The 24,518-nt window shown below is 62.4% G+C and carries 21 protein-coding genes; 3 read left to right on the forward strand and 18 right to left on the reverse strand.

Annotated elements, in window-relative coordinates:
* On the reverse strand, nucleotides 1–240 hold a 240-nt coding region (locus ACMO6A_RS11910; RefSeq protein WP_418471320.1), incomplete at its 3' end, for a LytR C-terminal domain-containing protein.
* A 413-nt stretch (nucleotides 241–653) separates the two neighbouring features.
* Between ACMO6A_RS11910 and ACMO6A_RS11915 the strand changes: the two genes are divergently transcribed.
* Entirely contained in the window at nucleotides 654–2,234 is a 1,581-nt protein-coding gene (locus ACMO6A_RS11915) for an ATP-binding protein (protein WP_009306772.1), read from the forward strand.
* Nucleotides 2,235–2,279: 45 nt separating this feature from the next.
* Here ACMO6A_RS11915 and ACMO6A_RS11920 read toward each other — a convergent pair whose 3' ends face one another.
* The gene (locus ACMO6A_RS11920) at nucleotides 2,280–6,974 is read right to left on the reverse strand and encodes an acyl-CoA dehydratase activase-related protein (RefSeq protein WP_418471321.1); all 4,695 of its coding nucleotides are present in this window, start codon (nucleotides 6,972–6,974) and stop codon (nucleotides 2,280–2,282) included.
* Between the two features lie 12 nt (nucleotides 6,975–6,986).
* On the reverse strand, nucleotides 6,987–7,649 hold the full coding sequence (locus ACMO6A_RS11925) for a TetR/AcrR family transcriptional regulator (RefSeq protein WP_009306776.1): 663 nt from the start codon (nucleotides 7,647–7,649) through the stop codon (nucleotides 6,987–6,989).
* 483 nt (nucleotides 7,650–8,132) lie between these two features.
* Here ACMO6A_RS11925 and ACMO6A_RS11930 point away from each other — a divergent pair, with 483 nt between their 5' ends.
* Both ACMO6A_RS11930 and ACMO6A_RS11935 read left to right on the forward strand, forming a co-directional pair.
* Nucleotides 8,133–9,116, forward strand: a complete 984-nt coding sequence (locus ACMO6A_RS11930; protein ID WP_009306778.1) for a biotin--[acetyl-CoA-carboxylase] ligase — start codon at nucleotides 8,133–8,135, stop codon at nucleotides 9,114–9,116.
* Between the two features lie 173 nt (nucleotides 9,117–9,289).
* Nucleotides 9,290–10,654, forward strand: a complete 1,365-nt coding sequence (locus ACMO6A_RS11935) for a PFL family protein (RefSeq protein WP_418471322.1) — start codon at nucleotides 9,290–9,292, stop codon at nucleotides 10,652–10,654.
* Between the two features lie 55 nt (nucleotides 10,655–10,709).
* On the opposite strand, the gene ACMO6A_RS11940 is transcribed toward ACMO6A_RS11935, so the two are convergent.
* The 15 genes from ACMO6A_RS11940 to ACMO6A_RS12010 all read right to left on the reverse strand — a co-directional run bounded on the left by ACMO6A_RS11940 (nucleotide 10,710) and on the right by ACMO6A_RS12010 (nucleotide 24,516).
* Nucleotides 10,710–11,027: a type II toxin-antitoxin system RelE/ParE family toxin gene (locus tag ACMO6A_RS11940; protein WP_009306782.1), complete on the reverse strand. Its 318-nt coding sequence runs from the start codon at nucleotides 11,025–11,027 to the stop codon at nucleotides 10,710–10,712.
* Nucleotides 11,008–11,382, reverse strand: coding sequence for a hypothetical protein (locus tag ACMO6A_RS11945; protein ID WP_009306783.1), 375 nt, complete (start codon nucleotides 11,380–11,382; stop codon nucleotides 11,008–11,010). Before ACMO6A_RS11945 ends, ACMO6A_RS11940 begins: the two co-directional genes overlap by 20 nt.
* Nucleotides 11,383–11,440: 58 nt before the next feature.
* The gene (locus ACMO6A_RS11950; RefSeq protein ID WP_009306785.1) at nucleotides 11,441–11,896 is read right to left on the reverse strand and encodes a PIN domain-containing protein; all 456 of its coding nucleotides are present in this window, start codon (nucleotides 11,894–11,896) and stop codon (nucleotides 11,441–11,443) included.
* Nucleotides 11,893–12,204, reverse strand: a complete 312-nt coding sequence (locus tag ACMO6A_RS11955; protein ID WP_009306787.1) for a type II toxin-antitoxin system RelB/DinJ family antitoxin — start codon at nucleotides 12,202–12,204, stop codon at nucleotides 11,893–11,895. Before ACMO6A_RS11955 ends, ACMO6A_RS11950 begins: the two co-directional genes overlap by 4 nt.
* Nucleotides 12,205–12,308: 104 nt before the next feature.
* Nucleotides 12,309–12,674, reverse strand: coding sequence for a YccF domain-containing protein (locus ACMO6A_RS11960; RefSeq protein WP_009306788.1), 366 nt, complete (start codon nucleotides 12,672–12,674; stop codon nucleotides 12,309–12,311).
* Complete coding sequence (locus tag ACMO6A_RS11965; protein WP_009609425.1) at nucleotides 12,671–13,441, reverse strand: TlyA family RNA methyltransferase; 771 nt, start codon at nucleotides 13,439–13,441, stop codon at nucleotides 12,671–12,673. Before ACMO6A_RS11965 ends, ACMO6A_RS11960 begins: the two co-directional genes overlap by 4 nt.
* An 87-nt stretch (nucleotides 13,442–13,528) precedes the next feature.
* Complete coding sequence (locus ACMO6A_RS11970) at nucleotides 13,529–15,553, reverse strand: DUF6541 family protein (RefSeq protein ID WP_009609390.1); 2,025 nt, start codon at nucleotides 15,551–15,553, stop codon at nucleotides 13,529–13,531.
* Nucleotides 15,554–15,994: 441 nt separating this feature from the next.
* The gene (locus ACMO6A_RS11975; protein ID WP_009609347.1) at nucleotides 15,995–17,044 is read right to left on the reverse strand and encodes an aspartate-semialdehyde dehydrogenase; all 1,050 of its coding nucleotides are present in this window, start codon (nucleotides 17,042–17,044) and stop codon (nucleotides 15,995–15,997) included.
* A 153-nt stretch (nucleotides 17,045–17,197) separates the two neighbouring features.
* Complete coding sequence (locus tag ACMO6A_RS11980) at nucleotides 17,198–17,332, reverse strand: hypothetical protein (RefSeq protein WP_009609461.1); 135 nt, start codon at nucleotides 17,330–17,332, stop codon at nucleotides 17,198–17,200.
* Between the two features lie 117 nt (nucleotides 17,333–17,449).
* Entirely contained in the window at nucleotides 17,450–18,730 is a 1,281-nt protein-coding gene (locus tag ACMO6A_RS11985; RefSeq protein WP_009306796.1) for an aspartate kinase, read from the reverse strand.
* A 209-nt stretch (nucleotides 18,731–18,939) separates the two neighbouring features.
* Nucleotides 18,940–19,125, reverse strand: coding sequence for a hypothetical protein (locus tag ACMO6A_RS11990; protein WP_009306798.1), 186 nt, complete (start codon nucleotides 19,123–19,125; stop codon nucleotides 18,940–18,942).
* A gap of 403 nt (nucleotides 19,126–19,528) precedes the next feature.
* Nucleotides 19,529–20,707 (reverse strand): PucR family transcriptional regulator, encoded by a 1,179-nt coding sequence (locus tag ACMO6A_RS11995; protein ID WP_009609372.1) that lies wholly within the window; start codon nucleotides 20,705–20,707, stop codon nucleotides 19,529–19,531.
* A 330-nt stretch (nucleotides 20,708–21,037) separates the two neighbouring features.
* On the reverse strand, nucleotides 21,038–22,027 hold the full coding sequence (locus tag ACMO6A_RS12000) for a hydroxyacid dehydrogenase (protein ID WP_009609406.1): 990 nt from the start codon (nucleotides 22,025–22,027) through the stop codon (nucleotides 21,038–21,040).
* 27 nt (nucleotides 22,028–22,054) lie between these two features.
* Nucleotides 22,055–22,915, reverse strand: a complete 861-nt coding sequence (locus ACMO6A_RS12005) for a dimethylarginine dimethylaminohydrolase family protein (RefSeq protein ID WP_009609448.1) — start codon at nucleotides 22,913–22,915, stop codon at nucleotides 22,055–22,057.
* A gap of 86 nt (nucleotides 22,916–23,001) precedes the next feature.
* Nucleotides 23,002–24,516 (reverse strand): YfcC family protein, encoded by a 1,515-nt coding sequence (locus ACMO6A_RS12010; protein ID WP_009609389.1) that lies wholly within the window; start codon nucleotides 24,514–24,516, stop codon nucleotides 23,002–23,004.
* Nucleotides 24,517–24,518: the final 2 nt, after the last annotated feature.

The following is a 24,518-nucleotide window of genomic DNA, read 5'->3' on the forward strand; positions in this document are numbered from 1 at the left end:
GCAGTACACGCTCGCAAGCCCGACCACTTTCAGCAGATCGCCCAGCTCCTCGGCTTCCGCGCTGTTTTCCTCATGGTAGTACGACACGCGCGTCGACGGTACGTTGAAGTAGGTCGCGTTGTCCACCGTCACGTTCTCGAACCCCGCGGCGCGCACCTTCTCGGCCACCTCGGCGGCTGCGCCCTCGATGCCGCAACCGTTCAACACGAGCACCGTCACCTGGTCCTTGCCGATGCGCACAGGTTCCGCGCTATCGGCCGAAGCCGGCTCGGGCGCGGAAGCCTCATGGGAAGGAACGCTCTCCTCTGCATGCGAGGATGTGGATTCAGGCGCAGCGGGAGAACCGGTCGAGCACGAGCAGAGCAGCATCCCCGTCGCAAGGCACGCGAATGCACCAGCAAGAAAAATGTGACGAATGCCTGCCATAACTCCACCTTTCTCCAGCGAAAGAGCCGGAGGCCTTCCGACGTTTTTCCAGTATACACACTTACAAAGAAGGCTACGCCGCGCAACCGCCGCACGACAGTAACGTGCAGGCCTGAGATCAGTCTTTCCCAAGCGTCCATACAGCTTAATAAACTTAGTTAGAAAGCTTGTAAAACTTAGAAATACCTCTATACTGACAACCATCGAAAAAGGAGGCGACCGAGTTCATGGACGATAGGGAATTTCATAGCGTAATCGCACATCTGAGGGTCGCCGGCACCGACAACCAGTCGTTCGAAGTCAAATCGTGCCGCAAAGAACTAACGCGCGATATCGGAAGAACCATCTCGGGCTTCGCGAACGCTTCCGGAGGCACCATCATCTGCGGGCTCGACGAGAATGACGACTTCAAGCCTGTTAAAGGGTTCGATGCTGCCCGCATCCAAGATGCGCTTGCAAACTATTGCGGCGAGAAGATGAGGCCTCCCATACGGCCCATAATCGAGACGTTTATCCTAGAAGGCAAGCCCGTGCTCGCAGCCCACATCCCCGAGCTGCTTCCCGTGCAAAAGCCCTGCTACATCACCGCAAGCGGCTGCTATGGCGGATCGTATATTCGTGTCGGCGACGGCGACCGCCGTCTGTCAGGATACGAAATCGACCGCCTGATCGACGAACACGAACAACCCCGTTACGACGACCGGATCGTCCGGGAAGCCACGCTTGACGATTTGGATCCCGATTTAGTAACCGGCTTGCTCCGCCGCGAGAGGAGTCTCCATCCAAGCCGCCTCGGAACCATGGATGACGAAACCTTGCTTTGCAAGCTGCACGTCGCCAAAGCAGACGACCACGGATTGCTGCACCCCACTCTCGCAGGCCTACTCGCTTTAGGAACGTACCCTCAAGAATTCTATCCATGCCTCGTCGTGACCTTCACATCCTATCCTGGCAGAATCAAAGCTGAAACTCTTCCCGGCACGCGGCGCTTCGTCGATTCGTTCACCTGCGTCGGACCTATTCCCGACATGATCGAAGACGCCGTCGCAGCCGTAACCAAGAACATGCGCACAGGAAGCCGCATTCAAGGGACGTTTCGTTACGATGTGCCCGATTATCCTGCCCCTGCCGTTCGCGAGGCCATCGCGAACGCGCTCATGCATCGCGACTACTCGCCCAATGCGCAGGGAACCTCCGTAGCAGTCGACCTGTATGCAGACCGTCTGGAAATCATCAATCCCGGCGGTCTGTACGGCACCATGACCGTGAGCGATCTGGGAGAAAAGCATGCAGCCGGATCGTACAGAAACCAGTACCTTTCCAATATCCTAGAAAGCACTCCTCGAGCTCTCAACCATCCAACAGCTCCCGACGGTTACGTTGCGGAGCGACGCGGCACAGGCTTTTTCGTCATCAACGACGAGGTGCGACGCGCCGGGAAACCAGACCCCGAGCCGTACGACTCGCTGACGCGCTTCTGCCTGACTTTCAGAAACGAATGGGAGCCTTCCGATTCGCGCGCGTTCATCGTACCGGAGAGCGAAGGGATACGGCTCCCCATCCAGAGCGCGGATGACGAATCGAATATCCCGAAGATTGCAGGCACGCGACCTGAAAGGCTCGAGTACGCCATCGTGGAGCTTGCCGCAGCACAAGAATCGGTGAGCATGCGCGAGTTGATGGAAGAACTCAAGCGCTCAAGGCCCACGATCAGAAAACGTGTAGCGGATCTCGTCGAACGGGGAGTGCTTGCTCCAACCGGAGCGATGAACAGCCCTCATGTACGCTATCGGCTGGTAAACCGATAGCGGTTCCACGAAGGACGGGCCTCTCGGCCCGTCCTTCGAACTTCCTTATGCCCGCTCCGTCTCGATTTCCAGCGCGCCGGCTTCTTCTTGGACGGCCTGGGGGCGGCCGGCGTCCACGAACCGGTCGCGCGCCTTCTTCGCCTCGGCCTCCTTGTCGGCAAGGTTCGCCTTCGCCACGCTGATCATCAGCTTGATGCGGTTGAGCTGGTTCACCTCGGACGCGCCGGGGTCGTAGTCCACCGCCACGATGTTGCTTTCCGGGTAGCGGCGACGCAGCTCTTTGATGACCGCCTTGCCCACCACGTGGTTCGGCAGGCACGCGAAGGGCTGCGTGCATACCACGTTCGGCGCACCGGTTTTGATGAGCTCCACCATCTCGGCGGTCAGCAGCCAACCCTCGCCCATCGAGTTGCACAAGGACAGGATCTCGCTCGCGTACTCGGCCAGCTCGTAGATGTCGGCCGGCGGCTCGAAGCGGCTGGAGTCCTGCAGCGCCTTCGTGACGGGCGCCCGCATCTTCGCGATGGCCCACAGCCCGATGCGGGAACCCAGCGCGCCCTTCGCCGAACGACCGAGCGGGTCCTTCTGGAAGATGCCGCCGGCGATGCCGAACAGGAAGAACTCGGCCAAGCCCGGCACCACGGCCTCGCAGCCCTCGCGTTCGATGACGTCGACGATCTGGTTGTTCGCAGTGGGATGGAACTTCACCAGGATCTCGCCCACCACACCCACACGCGGCTTCAACCCCTCGCCGGCCAGCGGCAGCGTATCGAAGTCTTCCACGATGCGGCGCACCGTCTTCTTGAACTCGCCGCGCTTCAAGCCACTGCGCAGCTGCGCCTTGCACGTCGTCATCCAGTGGTCGAACAGGCGGTTCGCGCTGCCCTCCTCGACCTCGTACGGACGCGTGCGGTACAGCGCCATCATCAGCAGGTCGCCGTAGAAGATGGCGTATGCGGCCTGCAGCAGCATGGACGGCGTCACCTTGAAGCCGGGGTTGCTCTCGCCCAGATCCTTGAACGACAGCGCGATGACGGGAATATGCGGCAGCCCCACCGAGGCCAGCGCCTTGCGGATAAGCGAGATATAGTTCGTGGCGCGGCAGCCGCCGCCTGTCTGCGTGATGATGACCGCCAGCTTGTCGGTATCGTAGCGGCCGGACATGACGGCCTCCATGATCTGACCGGTGACCAGCACCGACGGATAGCAGATGTCGTTGTTCACGTACTTGAGGCCCGCATCCACCGCCCCGTGGTCAACCGACGGCAGCAACTCGAGGTTGTAGCCGTTGCGCTGGAAAATGTCCATGAGCAGGTCGAAATGGATGGGTGCCATCTGCGGGCAGAGGATGGTGTAGCCCGCGTCCTTCATCTCCTGCGTGAACACGGCGCGCGGGAACTCGGTGGTGGCGCCTTCGCGCTGCTTGAAGCGCTCGGCCACCTCGGGCGCCGCCTTCTCGGTGAACGTCCGGGGCACCGTGCGCGCGATCTCGGCGGCGATGCGGCCCTCGGTCACGCCGGTTTTCGCGTCGATGGCGGCCTCGGGCGAGGCGAGGAACTTGTCGGGGTCGAACGACACCGCCGGGCAGCCGCACGGCGTGCGTTCGGCCTCGGCCTGCTCGTCGGCCTGGTCCTTGAGCGCCGCCAGCAGGCTGCGCACGCGGATGCGCGCCGCGCCCAAGTTCGACACCTCGTCGATTTTGAGGACGGTGTACACCTTGCCCGCCGCCTCGAGGATCTCCTGCACCTGGTCGGTGGTCAGCGCGTCCAGACCGCAGCCGAAGCTGTTCAGCTGGACGAGGTCGAGGTCGGCCCGCTCGGTGGCCACCTTCGCCGCCGCATACAGGCGCGTGTGGTACATCCACTGGTCCACCAGGCGGATGGGGCGCTCCAGCGTGCCGAGGTGCGCGATGGAGTCCTCGGTGAGCACCGCCAGGCCGAAGCTGGTCAGAAGCTCGGGGATGGCATGGTTGATCTCGGGGTCGTTGTGGTAGGGGCGCCCGGCCAGCACGATGCCGTGCGTGCCCGTGGCCTCCATCCAGGCCAGCGTCTCCTCGCCCTTCGCGCGGATGTCGCGCTTGAACGCCTCGTCCTCGGCCCACGCGGCGTCCACGGCAGCGTCAACCTCGGCCTGCGTCGGCGCGCCGGCCGCGCCCATGAGCTCAGGATGCGCCTCCACCAGCTCCACGAACAGGCGCTTCTTGAGGTGCTCCTTCTGGTCGTACGGCAGCCACGGCGTGAGCAGCTCCACGTCGGAGGTGCGCAGCTCGTCGATGTTGAGGCGCAGCGCCTCGGGGTAGCTGGCCACGATGGGGCAGTTGAAGTGGTTGCCCGCGCCCTCGTCTTCCTGGCGCTCCCACTTGCTGCACGGGAACCAGATGAAGTCGGGATGCTTGTCCAGCAGGTTCATGATATGGCCGTGGGAAAGCTTCGCCGGATAGCACACCGACTCGGACGGCATGGATTCGATGCCCGCCTCGTAGGTCTTCTTCGTGGACGGGTCGGACAGCACCACGCGCCAGCCCAGCTTCGTGAAGAACGTGAACCAGAACGGGTAGTTCTCGTACTGGTTGAGCGCGCGCGGGATGCCCACGCTGCCGCGCGGCGCGTCCTCGGGCGCCAGCGGCTCGTAGCCGAACAGGCGCTGGCTCTTGTACTCGTAGAGGTTCGGCACGGCGCTCTTGCTCTCGTCGAACGTGCCCGCGCCCTTCTCGCAGCGGTTGCCCGTGATGAAGCGGCGGTGCTTGCCCGTGACGTCGTCCACGCCGAAGTCGTTGACGGTAAGCAAGCAGTGGTTCGAGCACGCCTTGCAGCGCACGGTTTTCTGCGTGGGCGAGAGCGCCGCCAGCTGCTCGAGCGACAGCAGGCTGGAAACGACTTCGACGGAGCCCTCGGCCGCATCGAACTCGCTGCTCCACGAGTCTCCCGCCTCGGCCTTGCGCGCCTCGCGGGCGACGGCCTCCTGGTAGCGCTCGCGCGCCAACAGGGCCGCGCCGAACGCGCCCATGTTGCCGGCGATGTCGGGGCGCACGGCTTCCACCTCCGACAGCTGCTCGAACGCGCGCAGCACGGCATCGTTCAAAAACGTGCCGCCCTGCACGATCACTTTCGTTCCAACGTCGTGCGGGTCGCGGATTTTGATGACTTTGAACAGGGCGTTCTTGATGACGGAGATGGCCAGGCCCGCGGCGATGTCGCCCACGGTGGCGCCTTCCTTCTGCGCCTGCTGCACGCGGCTGTTCATGAACACGGTGCAGCGGCTGCCCAGGTCGACGGGGCGCTTGGCCTCGATGGCAGTCTGAGCGAACTCGGCCACGCCCAAGTTGAGGCCCGTGGCGAAGCTCTCGATGAAGCTGCCGCAGCCCGAGCTGCACGCTTCGTTCAGCATGATGTGGTCGATCACGCCGTCCTTCACGCGCAAGCACTTCATGTCCTGGCCGCCGATGTCGAGGATGAACTCCACGCCCGGCAGCATCTCCTGCGCGCCGCGCAGGTGAGCCACGGTCTCGATCTCGCCGGAATCCACGCGCAGCGCTTCCAGCAGCAAGTGCTCGCCGTAACCGGTCACCGTGGCGTGGCCGATACGCACGAGCGGCTCGCCCGTGTCGGCATTCACCGGCATGTCGTTGTACAGGTTGGTCAGCGCGGCGCGGGCGCAGCCCAGCACGTCGCCCTTGTTGCTGGCGTAATGCGACCACAGAAGCGCGCCGTCCTCGCCGATGAGCGCAGCCTTGAACGTAGTGGAACCGGCGTCGATGCCCAGATAGGCCGTGCCCTCGTAGTCCATCAGCTCGCCGCGACGCACGCATTCGCCGTCGTGGCGTTGCTTGAACCGGGCGTACTCACCCTCGTCGGCAAACAGCGGCGGCAAACGCACCACTTCGGAGCCCTGGATGTCGCCGAGGTTCTTCAGGCGGTCCAGCACGTCGGACAGAAGCTCGGCCTTCACCGTCTCGCTGGCTGCGCCCGCGATAGCGCAGCCGCTGGCCACGAACAGATGCGCGTTCTCGGGCACGATGATGTGCTCGTCGTCCAGCTCCAGCGTCTCGTAGAAGCGTTTACGCAGCTCGGGAAGGTACTGCAAAGGGCCGCCGAGGAAGGCCACGTGACCGCGGATAGGGCGGCCGCACGCCAGGCCGGAGATGGTCTGGGTGACCACCGATTGGAAGATGGACGCGGCGATGTCCTCCTTGCGGGCGCCTTCGTTCAGCAGGGGCTGCACGTCGGTCTTCGCGAACACGCCGCAGCGGCTGGCGATGGGATAGATGGTGGTGGCTTCACGAGCAAGCTCGTTCAAGCCGCCGGCGTCGGTGTTCAGCAGCGCGGCCATCTGGTCGATGAACGCGCCCGTGCCGCCGGCGCACGTGCCGTTCATGCGCTGCTCGATGCCCTGGTCGAAGTAGATGATCTTCGCGTCCTCGCCGCCCAGCTCGATGGCCACGTCGGTTTTGGGGATGAAGGTTTCCACCGCCGTCTTCGAGGCGATGACCTCCTGCACGAACTCGATGCCCAGCCACTGTGCCAGCAGCAGGCCGCCCGATCCCGTGATGGCGATGGTCATGCGCTCAGGGCCGAAGTCGACCGCGGCCTCCTCCAGCACTTCCACGATGGTGGCGCGCACGTCGGCGTGATGGCGGCGGTACACCGCGAACTTCACGTCGTTCGCCTCGTCGAGGATGGCCAGCTTCACCGTGGTCGAACCCACGTCGATGCCGATATGCAGGTTGTTGTTCTCTTTCATAGCTCCCTTGCCTTACAGCTTGATCGATTCGCCCGGTTTGATGAAGAACAGCCTCATGGCGATAAGCGCCATCTCCTCCGAGCTTTCCCGCATGCCCGTCTCGATCCAGCGCGTGATGACGCCGAGATAGGCGGACGCGAAGAACGCCACGTAATAGCCGACGAACGGTTCGGGGTCGTTGCGGTAACGCTCGTGCAAGACGGACTGGACGAGGTTCGTGCACAACGAGTCGCGCAAGCGAGGGCCGAAGCCCACATCGCCGCCGGAGCCCAACACCGCATGAAGGAACGCGCCCTGCTCGCGCAGGTAGTCGAACAGACCAACCAGCAGCGGCAACGGCTTCTTACGAGCGCGATAGCCCAAAAGCTCGTGCACGGTGAGGTTGCGCATCTGCACCTGAAAGCGCTCGAGATCTTCCATGACCTCGGCTTCCAGCTGAGCCAGCAGATCGTCTTTATCGCGGAAATGGTTGTAGAACGTGCCGCGGTTGAGGTCGGCTCGCTCGCACAGATCGTTCACCGAGAAGCCGTCGAAGCTGCGCTCCTCCATCAGCTCGATGAGCGCGTCGCGCAGCGCGCGCTTCGAGCGCAGGATGCGACGATCCTGCGGCGCAGCCGTGCACCGGCGCGCCGACTGGACGGCGGCAGCGGCTGGTGAGACGGTTGTCGTAGTCATGATCACCTCTATTGAACAGCTGGATCAATAATGAACAGGTTGTTCATTAACGGGTATTATACCCGTTCGCTGCACCGAATACAACGAGGAGCGCTCAATTGACCCTACGCCGATCACCTTTGCAACGATGAGACGCCGTCGCGTCAGGACTGGGCGGCCCGGCTGCGCCAGCTCGGCTTGAGCCCGAAGCCCCTACGCGCTCGCATCCGCCCAATCCGAGCTCGTATCTGCCCGTTCCGGGGTCGGCATCGAGCAATTCGAGCCGAAGAGCACGACGGTCGGCAGCATCGCATCTGACGCTCGGGCCGAGCCGCCAACCACTCGTACGAATGTTTCATGTGAAACATTCGTACGCTTTTCATAAGGATCTTGCACGCGTTATCTGCTGAAGCTTTTCGCAGAGGTTCTCCGCTCGAAAAATATTGTCACCCTAGCTCACACTTCTCGTTGACGACCTCCTCGTCTCTCCCTATCATTGATCCCATGGGTACCAAGGAACAACTGCTGCGCTTGCTGGAGGACAACCGCGAGCGCCACGTATCGGGCGCCGCCATGGCCAAGGCCATCGGCGTGAGCCGCAACGCAGTGTGGAAAGCCGTCAAGGCGCTGCGTGCCGAAGGATATGCCATCGATGCGGTCACGAACAGGGGGTACGCTCTCTCGCAAGAAAACGACTTGTTGTCGCCCCAAGGTATCGAGCGGTTCCTGCCGGACAGCCACGCTTTCGCCGTCACCGTGCGCAAACGCGTGGACTCCACGAACGCTGAAGCGCGCCGCCGCGCGCTCGAAGGCGCGGCCGAAGGCACCGTCGTCGTTGCCGAGGAGCAGACCGCCGGCAAAGGACGGCCCGGAAAGACGTTCTTCTCTCCTGCCGCCACCGGCTTGTACCTCAGCATCGTGCTGCGCCCCACGTTGGCCGCCGACCGCGGCCAATTCATCACATGCGCCGCAGCCGTGGCGTGCGCGCAGGCTATCGAGCAGGTGACGGGCGCAGAGTCACTCATCAAGTGGGTAAACGACATCTATTGCGACGGCCGGAAGGTGGCGGGCATCCTCACCGAGGGCGTGGTGGACATGGAGTCGGGGCACTTCGAGCATGCCGTTCTGGGCATCGGCGTGAACGTGAAGCCGCCGGCCGACGGGTTCCCGCACGACATCGCCGACGTCGCCGGCGCCGTGCTCGACGATCGCACGGGCGCGGTGCGCTGCGAGCTGGCGGCCGCCATCCTCGCGCGCTTCTGGAGCCTCTACCAGCACATGGACGACCCGAAGCTGCACGACGAGTACCGGCGCCGTTGCTTTCTGCTGGGGCAGCCGCTGATCGTGCGCCAGGGGGCTTCGCGCGTGCGCGCCCGCGCCGTCGATCTCACGCCCGACTTCAAGCTGGTCATCGAGCTGCCCGACAAATCCCGCCGCGAGCTCCCCTACGGCGAGGTGACCATAGGCTCCATCGCCTCCCATCCTTAGCGCCCTCCCTGTGTTTCACGTGAAACATTTGTTCATGCCCGGCTCAAACCGCGATCCTCTTCCATGAGAAGAAACGCCGAAAACGGGGGAAACGCGCCGTTGGCGTGCGCGCGGTTTGCTATGCTGGTTCGATACGCATCGCGAACCATCATTTGAGAGAAAGACGGGGCATCATGCAGATCACGCCTGCTGAAATCGCCGAGACGCTTGCCATGGTGAGCAAGCAGCACCTCGACATCCGCACGATCACGCTGGGGTTGAACCTGCGAGGTTGCACGGACGCCGATATAGACGTCATGGCGCGCAAGGTGTACGACCGCATGACCGCCGCCGCCGAGCGTCTCGTGCCCACGGCCGAGCAGCTGGAGCGCGAGTTCGGCATCCCCATCGTGAACAAGCGCATCTCGGTCACTCCCATCGCCGAGATCTGCGCCGCCACGAACGCCGCCGACCTCACCCCCATCGCCGTGGCCATGGACAAGGCCGGCAAGGAAGTGGGCGTCGACTTCGTCGGCGGATTCAGCGCGCTCGTGCACAAGGGCGCGTCCAAGGCCGACCACAAGCTGATGGACTCCATCCCCCACGCCCTGTCCGTCACCGACAACGTGTGCTCGTCGGTGAACGTGGGCTCCACGCGCGCGGGCATCAACATGGACGCCGTGCTCAAGATGGCCGGCATCATCAAAGCCACGGCCGAGGCCACAGCCGACCGCCAGTGCATCGGTGCCGGCAAGCTGGTGGTGTTCTGCAACGCCGTGGAGGACAACCCCTTCATGGCCGGTGCGTTCCACGGCTCGGGCGAGGCCGACGAAGTGGTGAACGTGGGCGTGTCCGGCCCCGGCGTGGTGCGCGCCGTGCTGGCCGACCTGCCGAAGGACGCCGACATTACATCGGTTGCCGAAGCTATCAAGGCCACCGCATTCAAGATCACCCGCGCCGGCGAGCTCATGGCGCGCGAGGCAAGCAAGCGCTTGGGCGTGCAGCAAGGCATCCTCGACCTGTCGCTGGCACCCACCCCGGCTGAGGGCGACTCGGTGGCCCAGATCCTCGAGGGCATCGGCGTGGGCCAGTGCGGCGGACCGGGCACCACGGCAGCGCTCGCCATGGTGAACGACGCCGTGAAGAAGGGCGGCGTCATGGCTTCGTCGTCCGTCGGCGGCCTGTCCGGCGCGTTCATCCCCGTGTCCGAGGACGCCGGCATGATCCGCGCGGCCGAGGACGGTGCGCTGTCGCTGGAGAAGCTGGAGGCCATGACCTGCGTGTGCTCGGTGGGCCTCGACATGATCGCGGTTCCCGGCGACACGTCCGTCGAGACCATCTTCGGCATCATCGCCGATGAGTGCGCCATCGGCATGATCAACTCCAAGACCACCGCCGTGCGCCTCATCCCGGCCATCGGCAAGACGGTGGGCGACCAGCTGGACTTCGGCGGCTTGCTGGGCTACGCCCCGGTCATGCCCGTGAACCAGTTCGCCGGCACCACGTTCGCCCACCGCGGCGGCCGCATGCCCGCGCCCCTCAACTCCTTGAAGAACTAACGAGGCGATCAGCCAGCGCGTTTCCGAAAGCGGCCCTGCGGGGCCGCTTTTGCTATCACCCCCATTCCATCACGAAGCGCTCGTAGCGTTGGGTTTGGTGAAACATGCGGACAAGATGCACGATCGACTCTTGAACTCTATACACCACGACATAACTCTTAACTGTCATTTCTCGATACTCGTTCTTGGCCAAGGTTGGTTTTGTTGAAACGGAATTCGCAAATGGGGTGGTTTCCAAAAAATCGATGACCCTATCCATTTCATTGATCAATGCCAGGGCTGATCGGGGCGATTTCAAATCGTCTACAAGATACGCAAGTATGTCGTCATAGTCGCACTCGAAACGCAGCGACTTATTGACCGTATAACCCATATTTTTCCCGCATCCTATTTTGCATCTCCCGAGCCGATCCTACCCGGCCCTCGGCGATATCGCGCTCGGCCTCGTCGAGCTTGTCCTTGACGGAGACGACCTTCTTCTTCATGGCTTTATACTGCGCAATCAGATCTTCCCCTTCGTAGCCCTCGTTGATCAGATAGCGAAGGATGTCGATGGTCACGTCTTCGTCTTCGACGTCGAGCGGCTGCAAAAACATGCCTTTGTCGGTCCACGTGCAGAGCGCGTAGTCTTTGAACCCCGCCTCCTCGTACGCTTTCGCGGGGATGGTGATCTGCCGTTTGCTGGAAATCTTTATTGCCAGCGGTTCTGCCAAAGCTGCTGAGCCCATACTGCATCTCCTTTACCAAGCGCTTGGTGCTTGGCATCAGTGTATCACACGCGAACGACTACCAGGGTATCTCTTCGTAGACGAGGCCCTTCTCCTCGGCCAGGTAGGCGAACAGCTCGTCGCAGTCGAACACTTTGATGGACGACTTTTCGAAATCCTTTTGATTGCGCGCGATGATGGCATCGGCTTTCAGCTTCAGCGCGCATTGGTGCACGCACGAGCCCTCGAGATCCGACCATGAGGAATCAAGCGCAGCATCGAACTCAACCTCGTTGACGCCGCATATGCGAACCCCTTGGCGAAGCTTCTTCAAATCACGTTTCAGCTGGACAGCGAGTGCAGGCTTTCCTCCTCCCGTCAGGGTATAGAAAACATCATTCGCTTGCGCAGAGCTGAACCAGAGTTCATGCTCTGAAAGAAATCCCAGCAAGATGAGTTTTCGTGCGGCAGCATAGAAAGGATCTCTCATTTTGAGGTAATCGATCACAATGCTCGAATCCAGCATCAGCCTCATGAGAAATCCTTGCTCGTCGCAAGACCGCGCGATACCAAGCGCTCCCGCCTGATCTCATCGTCGGTCATGGTGGAGAAGCGATCCTTTCGAGGAATGCTGTCCACCCAGGCAATCGCCTCGGCGATCTCCTCCTGCGTGTATTTCCGCCGCCCCTGCTCCTCCGGAAACGGCAGCTTTTTATTCTCCAGCACGTAGTCGTACAGGCGGTTCACCACCTGCGAGGCGTTCGTGCCCAGCTGTTCGAGCACGCGGTTGCCCGCCTCTTTCTTCTCCTGCGACATGCGCGCCGTCACCATCGCATCGGCCATGCTGCACCTCCTATGTTGTACGTACAACATTAATATAGCATGTTAGCACACGAAGCGAAAGACTCTCGCGTTCGAAGAACCGCGGATGCAAACGCGCCCCTTCCCTACTTCCCTCTCACCACGGCGCCGAAGGGCAGCAGGGCAAGCTTCGCCTGCTTGAAGCATTGCAGGCCGAAGGGGATGCCGATGACGGTGATGCACAGCAGCACGCCGTTGAGCAGCGCCTCGAGCGCCAGGAACACGCCGCCGAACACGAACCACAGCACGTTGAGGATGGCCGACCCCGCGCCCCCGCCGTATTCGACTTCCTTGCCGAACGGGAAGAACGCGAGCCCCGCCATCTTGAAGCACTGCGTGCCCACGGGGATGCCCACGATGGTGATGCACCACACAAGGCCGACGAGGCACCAGCTCACGCCCTGCCAGAACCCCGCGAAGATGAACCACAGTATGTTGCCGATCACGCTCATGAACGCCCCCCTTCACCACGGCCCCCGTCATCGCGAGACCCTTCGAACACGGCGCGCACCAGGTACTCCACATTGCCCTCGGGCCCTGTGATGGGCGACTCCACGACACCCGTCGCGTCGAACCCGGCATCCGCCAACGCCGCGCGCACCTCGTCCACCGTACGCCGCCGCACGGCCTCGTCGCGCACCACGCCGCGCTCCGTCTCGTCGGGTCGCGACTCGAACTGGGGCTTCACCAGGCCGATGAACACCGTGCCCGGCTGCGAGAGGCGCGCGAACACGGGCGCGAGCGCCGCAAGGCCGATGAAGCTGAGGTCGGCCACCAGCACGTCGAAGGGAGCGCCCAATTCCACTGGATCGGCCAGCTTGATGTTCACACGCTCGAACACGCTCACGCGCGGATCCTGCCGCAGCTTCCATGCCAACTGCCCGTAGTTCACGTCGACGCACGCCACGCTGGCCGCGCCCGCCTGCAGCAGGCAGTCGCTGAAGCCACCGGTGGACGAGCCGATGTCCAGGCACCGCAAACCGCGCACGTCCTGTCCGAACGCATCGAGCGCCCCTTGCAGCTTGTGGCCGCCGCGCGACACGAACCGCTTGCGGTTCTTCACCACCACCTCGGCATCCGGCGCCACGCGCACGGCGGCGCTGGTGGCGTACACGTCGTTCACCTTCACCTCGTGCGCCAACACCGCGCGCAGCGCCTCGTCGGCATCCGCGAAGTATCCCTGCTCCACCAACAGCGTATCAAGTCTGTTTTTCTTCATGGGCACAGTATATAGCAAGCGCGTCTGCACCGATGGAAACGGAGAGTCTCGCCGTTTCCCGCTTGGCGCAGGAAAGGATCGCGAGCGCTACCCCACGATCTCGTAGAGCCGCATGTCGTCTTCGCTGAGAAGCAGCTTGAAGCCCGGTGTCTGCTCGTCGATGGTTTCGATGCCGCGCCAATTCTCCTCTTTGTAGCGGATGGTCGTCGTGGTGCGATGGTCGCTTCCCTGCACGTCGAGCATCAGCACGTAGCGCGCGTCGAGGTCGTTCACGAGCCGCTGCACCTCTTCGGACGTGCTGATATCGCGCAGCTGCGTACGAAGGATCTTGCTTTCCTCGGCACCGCCCCTTCCGTTGTCGGACGAGCGCCTGAAATAGGTGTTGATGCCCTCCACCCCGTAGCTCCAGCAGCTGCCGTCGCTCGGCACGTTGATGACGAGAGCACCCTCCCCAATCAGCTCCACCGCCTTCTTCACGAACGCGTCTTCCTCCCCCGTCAGCCCGCGATCCCATGAATACCGCATCGACACCTCGCGATGGATTTTCACCAGACCCGCGCCGATGTCGGTTTTACCCATCAGCTTCGCATGAAAGGGGAAGAACTGGCACATGAGCATCAGCGCGACGAGGATGCCCACCGGCAGGTACCTGCACTTCGGATGATCCGCCTGCACGCGCAGAGCCTTCGCGCACCACGACCTGACGATATCGACCAGTTGGACGAAACCCAAGGAAGCAAGCGGGATGGCGAAAAGCGCCGTCATCGCGCCCGTTCGGTAGTAGTCGGTGTACCAGAACCCCGACAGCACCTGCTTCACCACGCCGTCGGTCGACACGTCGATAACGTACACGACGAAGGCGAACGCGTAAGCGACCGTCATCCACAAGTACCGCCTGTTCCTGCACGTGTAGATGACGCCCGCCAGCACCGCGACGCTCAAGAAAGGCTGCACGCCCTCGCGCGTCGTGAACATGAACAGCAAGCCGCCGCCGATCGCCTCGAGAGGTGAAAGCGTGGCTTTCCACGTGTACTGAACCACGTTCTGCAAGAACGGTGCGAAATACAGCACGACCCAGCCCGCGCACGCCACCGCGAAAAGCGCTGCGGCTGCCGCGATGCGCTTCGAGGCGATGCGCGGCGCGTCGTCGCAAGGCGGAACCAGTATCCGGCCCATGCAGTAGAGCACCGCCCAGATTCCGAAGGTGAACGCGCCGTTCGGCTGCGACAGCGCTATGGAAACGAGACCTGCCGCCACGAGGAACGCGAGTCTGACCTTGCCCGAGAGCCCCTTCGCTTCGATCGCCCCGACAAGCGCGACGAACGCCAGCGGGATCAGCATGAAGGACACCATGTTCGAAAGCAGCTGGCCGTACACGACGAACCCCCACGGGAACCCGCAAAACGCCACGACGAACAGCGAGCCCGCCCATACGACCCGCTTGCCTTCGCCGAACAGCTTCAGGAACAGCAGGCACATGCCCAGGGGAAACACCACCGCCGTCAGCGCGATGATGGAAGCGTTTGCGGCAAGCGTCACGGCATTGCCGAAGAAAGACGCCACGACCGCCGTGACCACATGCCAAGCCGAAGGATAGAACGAGCTGGTGACGCCCTGATCGAGGTACGAACTCGCATGCAACGTGGAGAACGTGCCCGTGTCCAGGAATCCTCGCACAATCGCGAGGTGCACGGTGGTGTCATCGTTCCTCGAAAACGATTCCGGACCGTCGATGGCCAACAGGAACACGACGAACACGACCGCGAACGCCACAGCGACGTACAGAGCCGCCGCCTTCCACGCGCCCTTCACGTCGTCGATGGCGATCAGCTCACGAGAGGCGTTCGGGGCTTTCGCCTGAGCGATGCCCTTGCTCACCAGCAAGGCAATCGCGCCGATCGCGACGGCGATCGCCAGCAATACGGGGCCCGAACACGTCACGCCGACCTCGAACAGGACGATACCCAGCACCGCCAGGAAGAAAATCGAGATCATCGGCGCAATCGCGACGGAAGCAAAACGAGCCACAGAAAGCGAGCGTGCGAACAAATACCCCGGCACATACAGCACCGCAACGCATACGACCACCGCTAAAGCAAGCATGAGCCACATAAAATTCCCCAAGAGTTGGTTTCCGACACCTACGATCTGAAGATTATAGACGCAAGGGTACGCTAATGCGAATCCTTCGCATCGTTTTCGGCTATAGGCGAGCTACGCTTTCTGCAATCAAACCGGCTGTTTTCTCCCATGTCCCCGACTTATGCGCACCTCTGCCACGCAAATCGCGCCGCGTTTGGACGAAAGACTGCATACGCCTCGGCATCATGCCTGGTCGCGTTTTTATCGAACCTCGCCTTTACCAAACCGGGCGTTTTCCAGGTGCACATAACTCAAGGACATGGGAGAAATCGTCGATTTTCGTGGCAGAAGCGCACGCAAGTCGAGGACTTCGCTCCGCTGGGCGTCGCCTCCCTCGGAAGCAAACGTTTCCCAACGCACGGCGGCCGCCCGAAGGCGGCCGCCGGAACATGCGCGGTTGCAGGCTGCGCCTTACGGCAGCAGCAGCTGCGCGATCTGCACGGCGTTCAGAGCCGCGCCCTTGCGGATCTGGTCAGCGACCACCCACATGGCCAAGCCGTGATCAACCGTGTCGTCTCGGCGCAGACGACCGACGTACGTCTCGTTCGTGCCGGCCAGCAGACCCGGCATGGGATACGTGTTCGTGGCGCAGTCGTCCATGACCACGATGCCCGGGAACGCCTCGAGCGCCGCGCGCGCGGCCTCGACGCCCACCTCGTCCTGGAACTCCACGTAAACGGCCTCAGCATGGCAGCGTAGCACGGGCACGCGCACGCACGTAGCGGCCACGCGAATGTCCTGGTCTCCCATTATTTTCTTCGTCTCGACGACCATCTTCCATTCTTCCTTGGTGGAGTCGTCCTCGAGGAACTTGTCGATATGCGGAATGCAGTTGAACGCGATGCGATGCTGGAACGCGCTCACCGTGAGCTCGTCGTCGGACTTGCCGTCGAGGAACTCTTTCGTCTGGTCGTACAGCTCGGCCATAGCCGGGGCGCCGCCGCCGCTGGCCGCCTGATACGTGGACACCACCACGCGCTTGATGCGCGACAGATCGTACAGGGGCTTCAACGCCACCACCATCTGGATGGTGGAGCAGTTCGGGTTCGCGATCACGCCGTTATGCCAGGCCACGTCGCCGGGGTTCACCTCGGGCACCACCAATGGCACGTCCTCGTCCATGCGAAACGCGCTGGAGTTGTCGATCATCACGGCGCCGGCCGCGGCCACGGCCTCGCGCATCTCCTTCGATACGCTGGCACCGCACGAGAACAGCGCGATATCCACGCCTTCGAACGACTCCGGCGTCATCTCCTGCACCGTGAGCTCGCCTGCCGGAACCTGGCCGCAACCCAGGAACGGCAGCTTCTTGCCCGCCGAGCGAGCCGATGCCAGCGCGCGCACCTCGGCCGCCGGGAAGTCGACGTCGTGCAGCACCTGCAAGAACTCGGCGCCCACCGCGCCCGTGGCCCCCGCCACAGCCACCACCGGATTAGCCGGAATCTCTTTCGTCCATGTCATAGCAACTCCCTTTCCCCGCTTATGCACCCTATCGACAAGCCTCGCTCACGCGTTTGCGCAACCAACTGCCGCTAGTATATAATGAAGAAGTCAGCGGATGGCCTGAGGTGAAGAGCAGGCGACACCGTTAAGGTTTGTGACCGCTAGTTGCTGCTAGCGGTCATCTTCTTTCTGGTGCGCCCAAAGCGCCTTGGCGAACGCCACCGCCTCCCGAAGCAAGCCGACAATCGCGGCCGCCAGCCCAACAGCCGAAGCTGCGAGCTTGAGGATTATCACGATAGCATCCAAGCGAGTCACCTCCTTCCTCAAGAAGTAGGTGCCGCCTGACGCTCAGGACTTACATCCGCTGACTCGCACACATTCTAACATGCGTATCGCCAGCGAAACACATGCATGGCAAAGCTTCTATCTTCCCTTGTTCATCTTTGCAGCGATTTCCTCCGCGCTGAGCTGGGTTTCCTCGAACACGCTGTCGGAGTCGAGGTCGAACGCCTTGTGCAGGCAGCGCACCGCCGCCGCAGCTTGCGCGCCGTCCACCACGACCGACAGGCGGATGGGCGACGTGGAGATGGCCAGGATGTTGATCTGGTTCTCGCCCAGCGTCGAGAACGCGCGCGCCGCCACGCCGGGAGACGACTTCATGCCCGTGCCCACGAGGCTCACCTTCGCGATGTCCTCGTCCACGTCGTAATCGCGGGCGCTGATGTCGGGCAGAATGCGCTCGATTGTCTCCTTCGCGCGCGCCAGGTCGGCGCCGGGGCACGTGAAGCTGATATCGGTGATGCCGGCTTCCGAGATGTTCTGGATGATCATGTCCACGCTCACCGCGTTGCCAGCCAGCGCCGAGAACACCTTCGCAGCCACGCCGGTCATGTCGGGCACGCCGCGGATGGTGAACTTCACCTCGGACGTGTCGTGGGCGATGCCGGTGATGACGGCTTCCTCCATCATGTCGGTTTCCTCCTTGATATAGGTGCCTTCGGCGTCGGAGAACGCCGAACGAGAATGAATGACCACCTGGTACTTGCGCGCAAACTCCACGGCGCGCATCTGCAACACGCCGGCACCGGAGCTGGACAGCTCAAGCATGTCGTCGTAGGAGATGACGTCGAGCTTCTTGGCGCGCGGGCACACGCGCGGGTCGGCCGTGTACACGCCGTCCACGTCGGAGTAGATCTCGCACACGTCGGCGTCCAGGCCGTGCGCCACCGCCACCGCCGTGGTGTCGGAGCCGCCGCGACCAAGCGTGGTGATGTCGCCGTTGGCGTCGATGCCCTGGAACCCGGCCACTACCGCGATAACGCCCCTGTTCAGAGCCTCCATGATGCGCTCGTTGTGCACCTTCACGATCTTGGCCTTGGCGTGCGTGCCGTCCGTCTCGATGCCGGCCTGGCGGCCCGTGAAGCTCATGGCCTTGTAGCCGCGCGCTTCGATGGCCATGGCCAGCAGCGTCATGGACACCTGCTCGCCCGTGGACAGCAGACGGTCCATCTCGCGCGCCGGCGGGTTGTCGTTGAGCGAGGCGGCAAGGCCCACCAGCTCGTCGGTGGTTTTGCCCATGGCGGACACGACGGCGACCACCTGGTGCCCGGCCTGCTTCTTCGCAATGAGCTTCTTCGCGACCATCTGGATGCGCTCAGGCGAAGCGACGGACGTGCCCCCGAATTTGCATACGATTAGCGACATGGTGCTCTTTCTCGTCAGGTTGAACCCAATCGGCTGTCCACTATACCAAACGGTCGCATCGTCGCCTATAGAAAGCCCGTTAACAGGAGCTTTTTACATGGGGAAAACGAAGAGAACGAGCAGTCGCCCGCATGATGCGCTCGAAACCGAGCAGATCATGCGGGCGACGTCCCGAACCGAAGACAGCTTCGACGTTGCTCTGCATACGCTTACCCCGCCTGGTAGATCGTCTCCAGCTCGCCGCTCTCAACGAGCGTGCACAACGCATTGCTCGCCTGATCGCTCTCGATGCCCATGTGCTCGAAGCGCTTCGCCAGCTTAAGGCAATACGACAGGTCGCCGGGCTCCAAAGACAGCAGGGCGGACGCAGCCTGCTCGTTCAGTTTTCCAAACATGAGATGCTCCTTTCCTTTTCGATGCATCCAGCGTACTGCACCAAGGAAAGATGGCTTTTGGACGAATGGAGAACCTCGCCGGTCGGTTTTGGCCGATCGTACAAACAAGCATCCCGACAGCTTCAAAGCGCCTCCGTTGCCTCGTGAGACAGCGGCGCGCTGCGACTTGATTCATTACCAAAACCATCATGGACAAAATATGCCGTTTTTCTTTATTCTCATTTTGGAATAGCCTTTCATCACCTGGGGTTTCTTCGACCTCTCTTTCCTGCTCGCTCCCATTACGCGTCGAAAACTACTGAAAAGTGGTGCTTTTTGTCCATGATTATTTAAATCATATTATTGCAGGCGGACTGGCCGAGAAAGCATCGAGCGCCGCGTAGCGAGCCGCCGCCCCCTGCCCTTACGGCTGCAGCAAGGGATTCGTGTAGTCCAGATACACGAGGCCCAGCAGGAACGCGAACTCGCGATCGGGGGAATCGGGCATGCCGAGCACGTCCTTGGCCTTGCGCAGGCGGTAGCGCACGGTGTTCGGATGCTGGTGCAACGCCTCGGCCGCCAGACGCAGGTCGCCGTAGGCGCGCGCGACCGCCTCGGCAGTCGCGGCAAGCTCGGTGCCGTGGGCGTCGTCGTGCTCTTCCAGCAAGGCCCTGTGCAGCGCGGCCGTGCGCCAGAACAAGCGCCCCTCGTTGGCGGCCGCGCGAAACGCATCGTGATGCAGATCGGCCCAGCACACCACGCGATCGCCCTCAACCTGCGCCGTCTTCAACGCGGCAAGCGCCTCGCGCACGCTCATGTCGCCGTCGGAAAGCGGCGTCTCCTCGCCCACTCCCAGATGCACCTGGCCCGCAGCCAAAAGGCGCATCGTCAGGTCGCTTTCGGAGCGAGTTCGCACACCGGCAGGAGGCTGCGCGTACGACACCAGCGCAAGCAACGCGCCATGGTAGCGGAAGGCGAACACCGCCTCCACCACATCGTCCCAATCGCGCTTGAACTCGGCCAACACGACGGTCATCGCGTCGAGCATGGCGTATAGGGAGCATTCGTCGTCCGCTTTCGGGGACGCCGCTATGCATTGGACGGTCGATCCGGTCGCCCCCGCCAGCTCGTACAACGCCGCACGAGCAGCATGCGGATCGTGCCCAGAAAGCAAGCCGTCCATGATGCGTCCCTTATCGGATTGTTCGCCGTCGCGCCGAATCAGATCGAGCGCCTGATATGCCACCACTTCGTGGTAGCCGCCGTCGTACAAGTACATTGGCACGCCCGCCGCCTCGCTGGCAGCCCTCACGCGGTCGCTGACGATGGGGCGATACGCTTTCTTCAACGCGATACCCGAAACGCCGCGCGCTATCAGGACCAGAAGCGATCGCTCGGACAATTCCGGATCGTCGTGCGCGAACCCCAGGTTCGTCACGATGAACTCGCCGGGAATGTACGATTCGTAGCCGCCGTCCTTATCGGGAGCGCAATCGAGGATGCCCACGTTGTGGACTTCTCGCAACTCGGCTCCTTCGCACAGCACCAGCGGCTGCACCTGCTCGAACGCCGGCAACGCAAGTATGTCCGCAACCGTGATCACGAGGAGCTCCTTCCGAAACCTGTCACGGACATGATACGACGAGTCGCCGTCCTGCGCCACTTGGCGCATCCTGCCGTTCGGCACGAAGCATCCAACCCGACTCGCGAGAAAAATGGACGCGAAAGCGCACCCATGACAATTCCCGAGGCGTTTTCGGGCCGCTCGCGCCGACCGACCCGGATGACGTTCGGCATAATGCCTGGTGGCGATTTTCCGCTTCGGAAAATCGGCGGTTCGCCATGGCGAACTTTGTCACAGGGGGCCGTTTGCGCCCAGAACGCGCGCAGCGAGGGAGGGCCGTACTTGCGACGGCCCTCCCTCCGTTTCGCCCTACACCTCGTTGACCAGCTTGAATACCTTCTCCTTCTCGCCTTTCAGGAAATGGACGATGTTCTCGCAGCTCAAACGCTCCAAGTCTTCGATGGCCGTGGTCGAGTAAAACGCAGAATGGGGCGTGATGATGACGTTGTCGCGTCCTACCAGCTTGTTCGAAGCCAGATCCGGAGTCTCGTCGTACAGCACGTCCGCGCCGAACGCACGGAGCTTGCCCGCATCGAGCGCGTCCACAAGCGCTTCCTCGTCCACGCACAGGCCGCGGCCCAGGTTGATGAAGATAGGGCGTCGCGCCATCGAGTCGAACGCCGCCTCGTCGAAAAAGCGCACGTTGTGATCGGTCAAGCACATGTGGTTCACGATGATGTCGGCATGGGTCAGCAGCTCTTCCTTGCTCACGCGCGTCACTCCCCGTTCGGCGAATACGGCATCGTCCGCGTGCGGATCGCAGGCTATCACGCGCTTCACGAGGCCCATCGCCTTCTCGGCCGTGCATTTGCCGATCTTGCCGAACCCAACGATGCCCAGCACCTGATCCTCCAGACGCGGCCACTGGGGTGCCGCGGCGTAATCCCACTTGTGCCGCTCGTCGATCTCCCTCTGGTAGAACTTGAAGTGCTTGTTGAGCGCGCCCATGTACGCGATGGCGCTCTCGGCCACGTCCCACGTGCAGTACTCGCCCACCGGGCAGACCCCGATGCCCCGCTTCGTGGCCTCGTCCAGGTCAACCTGGTCGAACCCGGTAGAGTTCAGCGAAACCACCTTGAGCTTCGGCGCGCGATCCATAGCCTCGGCATCCACCGTGACGAACGCCGTCAGCAACGCATCGGCATCGGCCACATGCTCGTAGAATTCATCACGCTTATCGTCCTCGTACTCGAGAACCTCGACCTCCACGTCCTCGCCCAGGCCCGCGCGCAGGGTTTCGATCTCCAACGCGTGGTCGGGCATCATGCAATCGGCGTGATCGCAGATGAGAACCTTCATGGCAACCCTTCTTTCGTCTCGACGAAGTTACGGACGCTCGATGGGCTGGGTCAGGCAGTGAGGACCGCCGCCCGCATGCAGGATCTGATCGAGCGGCACGTCGATCACGTCCAAGCCCAGCGCGCGCATCTTGTCGTTGATGTGCTTGTTCTTCTCGATTGCCACCACTTTGCCGCTGCCGATGCACTGCACGTTGCAGCCGTGCTTGTACATGTCCTCGCTGGCCACGGGGATCAGTTCGAAGTTGCGACGCTTCAGCATTTGCAGGTAGTTGTAGGGCAGCTGGTCGATGCAAGCCAGCGCCACCTGCGGGGCCACGATGTTGAAGATCATATCGAGATGCAGGTTGTCCGGCGGGCACGGCACGCCCACCACGGTGTAGCCGAACTTCTGCAGCTGGTCGCGCAGGTTGTCCACGCCGGCTTGGTCGGTACGATCCACCTGGCCGAACGCCAGCGTGTGCTCGTCGATCATCCAGAAGTCGCCGCCCTCCATGCAGCCCGCGTTCACGCGCGCCACGATGGGAACGCCCATCTCCTTCAGCTTCTCCTCGTACGCCACGGCCTCCACCTGACGGACCGGGTGGCGGAAGTGGCCGATCACGGCGCCTTCCTTGATCATGCAACCGTAGTCGCGGGCGAACGTCATCACCTCGAACTCGGGGCGCGCCTCCACTTCGACCACTTCGATACCGTTGTCTTTGAACGCATCCACCAGCATCTGCCACTCGGCAACCATGACGTCGTTCTTTTCCTGGTCGCCCTTCTTCATCCACTCGGCGGTGATCACGTTGATGCCGTTGAACTGGTAGTACCGCGGCGAGCACATCATCACTTTCTTCAGGGGGTTCGTTGCGTTGGACACGTAGACCTTCTCTTCTTCAGCCATGACAGGCTCCTTTCGTTTGACAGGTTGTTTGGGAAGCAGTTTGAGAAACCGGGGCGCGCGGGGCGCCCCGGGGGCAGCGCGGAGGGTTACAGCATCACGGCCACGGTGAGGAACACGCAGCACACCAGGAACAGGAAGCCCACGATGGGTGCAGCGCGCTTCACCCAGTCGCCGTAGCTCATGTGGGCAGCCGAAGTACAGGTCATCACCACGATGGACGTAGGCGAGATCATCTTGGCCAGGCCCAGCGCCATGCAGTAGATGGTCACCATGATGGCCACGTCCACGCCGGCGAACTGCGACAGCGCCGCCATGATGCCCATGGTCGCGGCCGCCAGCCCCGTCGACGAGGGAATGAGGCACGCGATGAGGAAGTAGCAGATCAGCGCCACAATCACGAACGCGACGGGAGGCAGGGCCGACAGCGTGCTCTCGCACATGTGCAAGATAGTGGGCGTGATCTGCCCGCCGTCCATCACCACTTGGATGCCTCGCGCCAGCGGCACGACGAACGCGGTGGACACGAGCCCGGCAGCGCCCTTGATCAGCGTGTCGATGATCTTATCGGCCTTGTAGCGCATGACGATGCCCGCGAGCAACGTCATCACCATCACGAGCATGGCGATCTCGGGGAAGTACCACGAACCGAACGGCGTGATGTCGCTGCCCAGCACCTCGCGCAGCACCGGCGTGACGCCGATCCACGACACGAACTGCTCGAAGAACGTCCAATCAGGGTTGATGGAAGTCCACGGCACGCACCCCACCACCATGATGGCGAACGTGAGGACGAAGATGGCCAGCACGCCCTTCTGACGGCCGGACAGCTCCAAGTTCTCGTCAGCCGAAACCGGGAACTCGATAAGATCGAGCTTGCGACGGAAGAACTGGACCGACTTCTCGGGATGAGCCTTCACCTTGTCGGCGTAGCGGTTGATGATGAAGATGACGAGTCCCGTGAACACCACCAGCATCAGCACGCGCATGCCCATGCCGTCGCCGGCCGAGATGCCCGCGATACCCGACGCGATACCCGTGGCGAACGGGTTCACCGTCGAGGCCAGGCAGCCGGCCTGCGTGCCCAGCACCACGATCATGATGGCCACCACGGTGTCCAGCCCCAGCGCCAGGATCACCGGCACGAACATGAGGAAGTACACGATTCCTTCCTCGTAGGCACCCTCCAAGGTGCCGAGGAACGACATGAGGCATACAAGGATGGCGATAAGCAGGTGCATATTGTTCTGGTTCTTCATGGTGATGCGCTTGAGCGCCGTCTTCACCGCACCGGTTTCCTCCATCATCTCGAGGAAGCTGCCGAACAGCAAGATGGTCAGCGAGATGGCGATGGCGCCGCTGATGGCGCCCGAACCCAGCATGCCCGTGATGGGCGCCATGAACACGTCCCACAACCCTTGCGGGTTGGACTCCACGATGTGGTACGTCCCCGAAATAGCGTCGCCGTTGGCGTTCAGCTCGTACGCGCCGCCCGGCACGAACCAGCTGAGCACGGCGATGAAGCAGATGACCCCGAACAGGATGACGTAGGTGTTCGGCATCTTGAATTTCTTCTTGCCCTTCTCGGGCTCGTTGTCTGACATGG

It is taken from the genome of Eggerthella sp. (genome assembly GCF_048329335.1).
Classification (GTDB): Bacteria; Actinomycetota; Coriobacteriia; order Coriobacteriales; family Eggerthellaceae; genus Eggerthella; species Eggerthella lenta.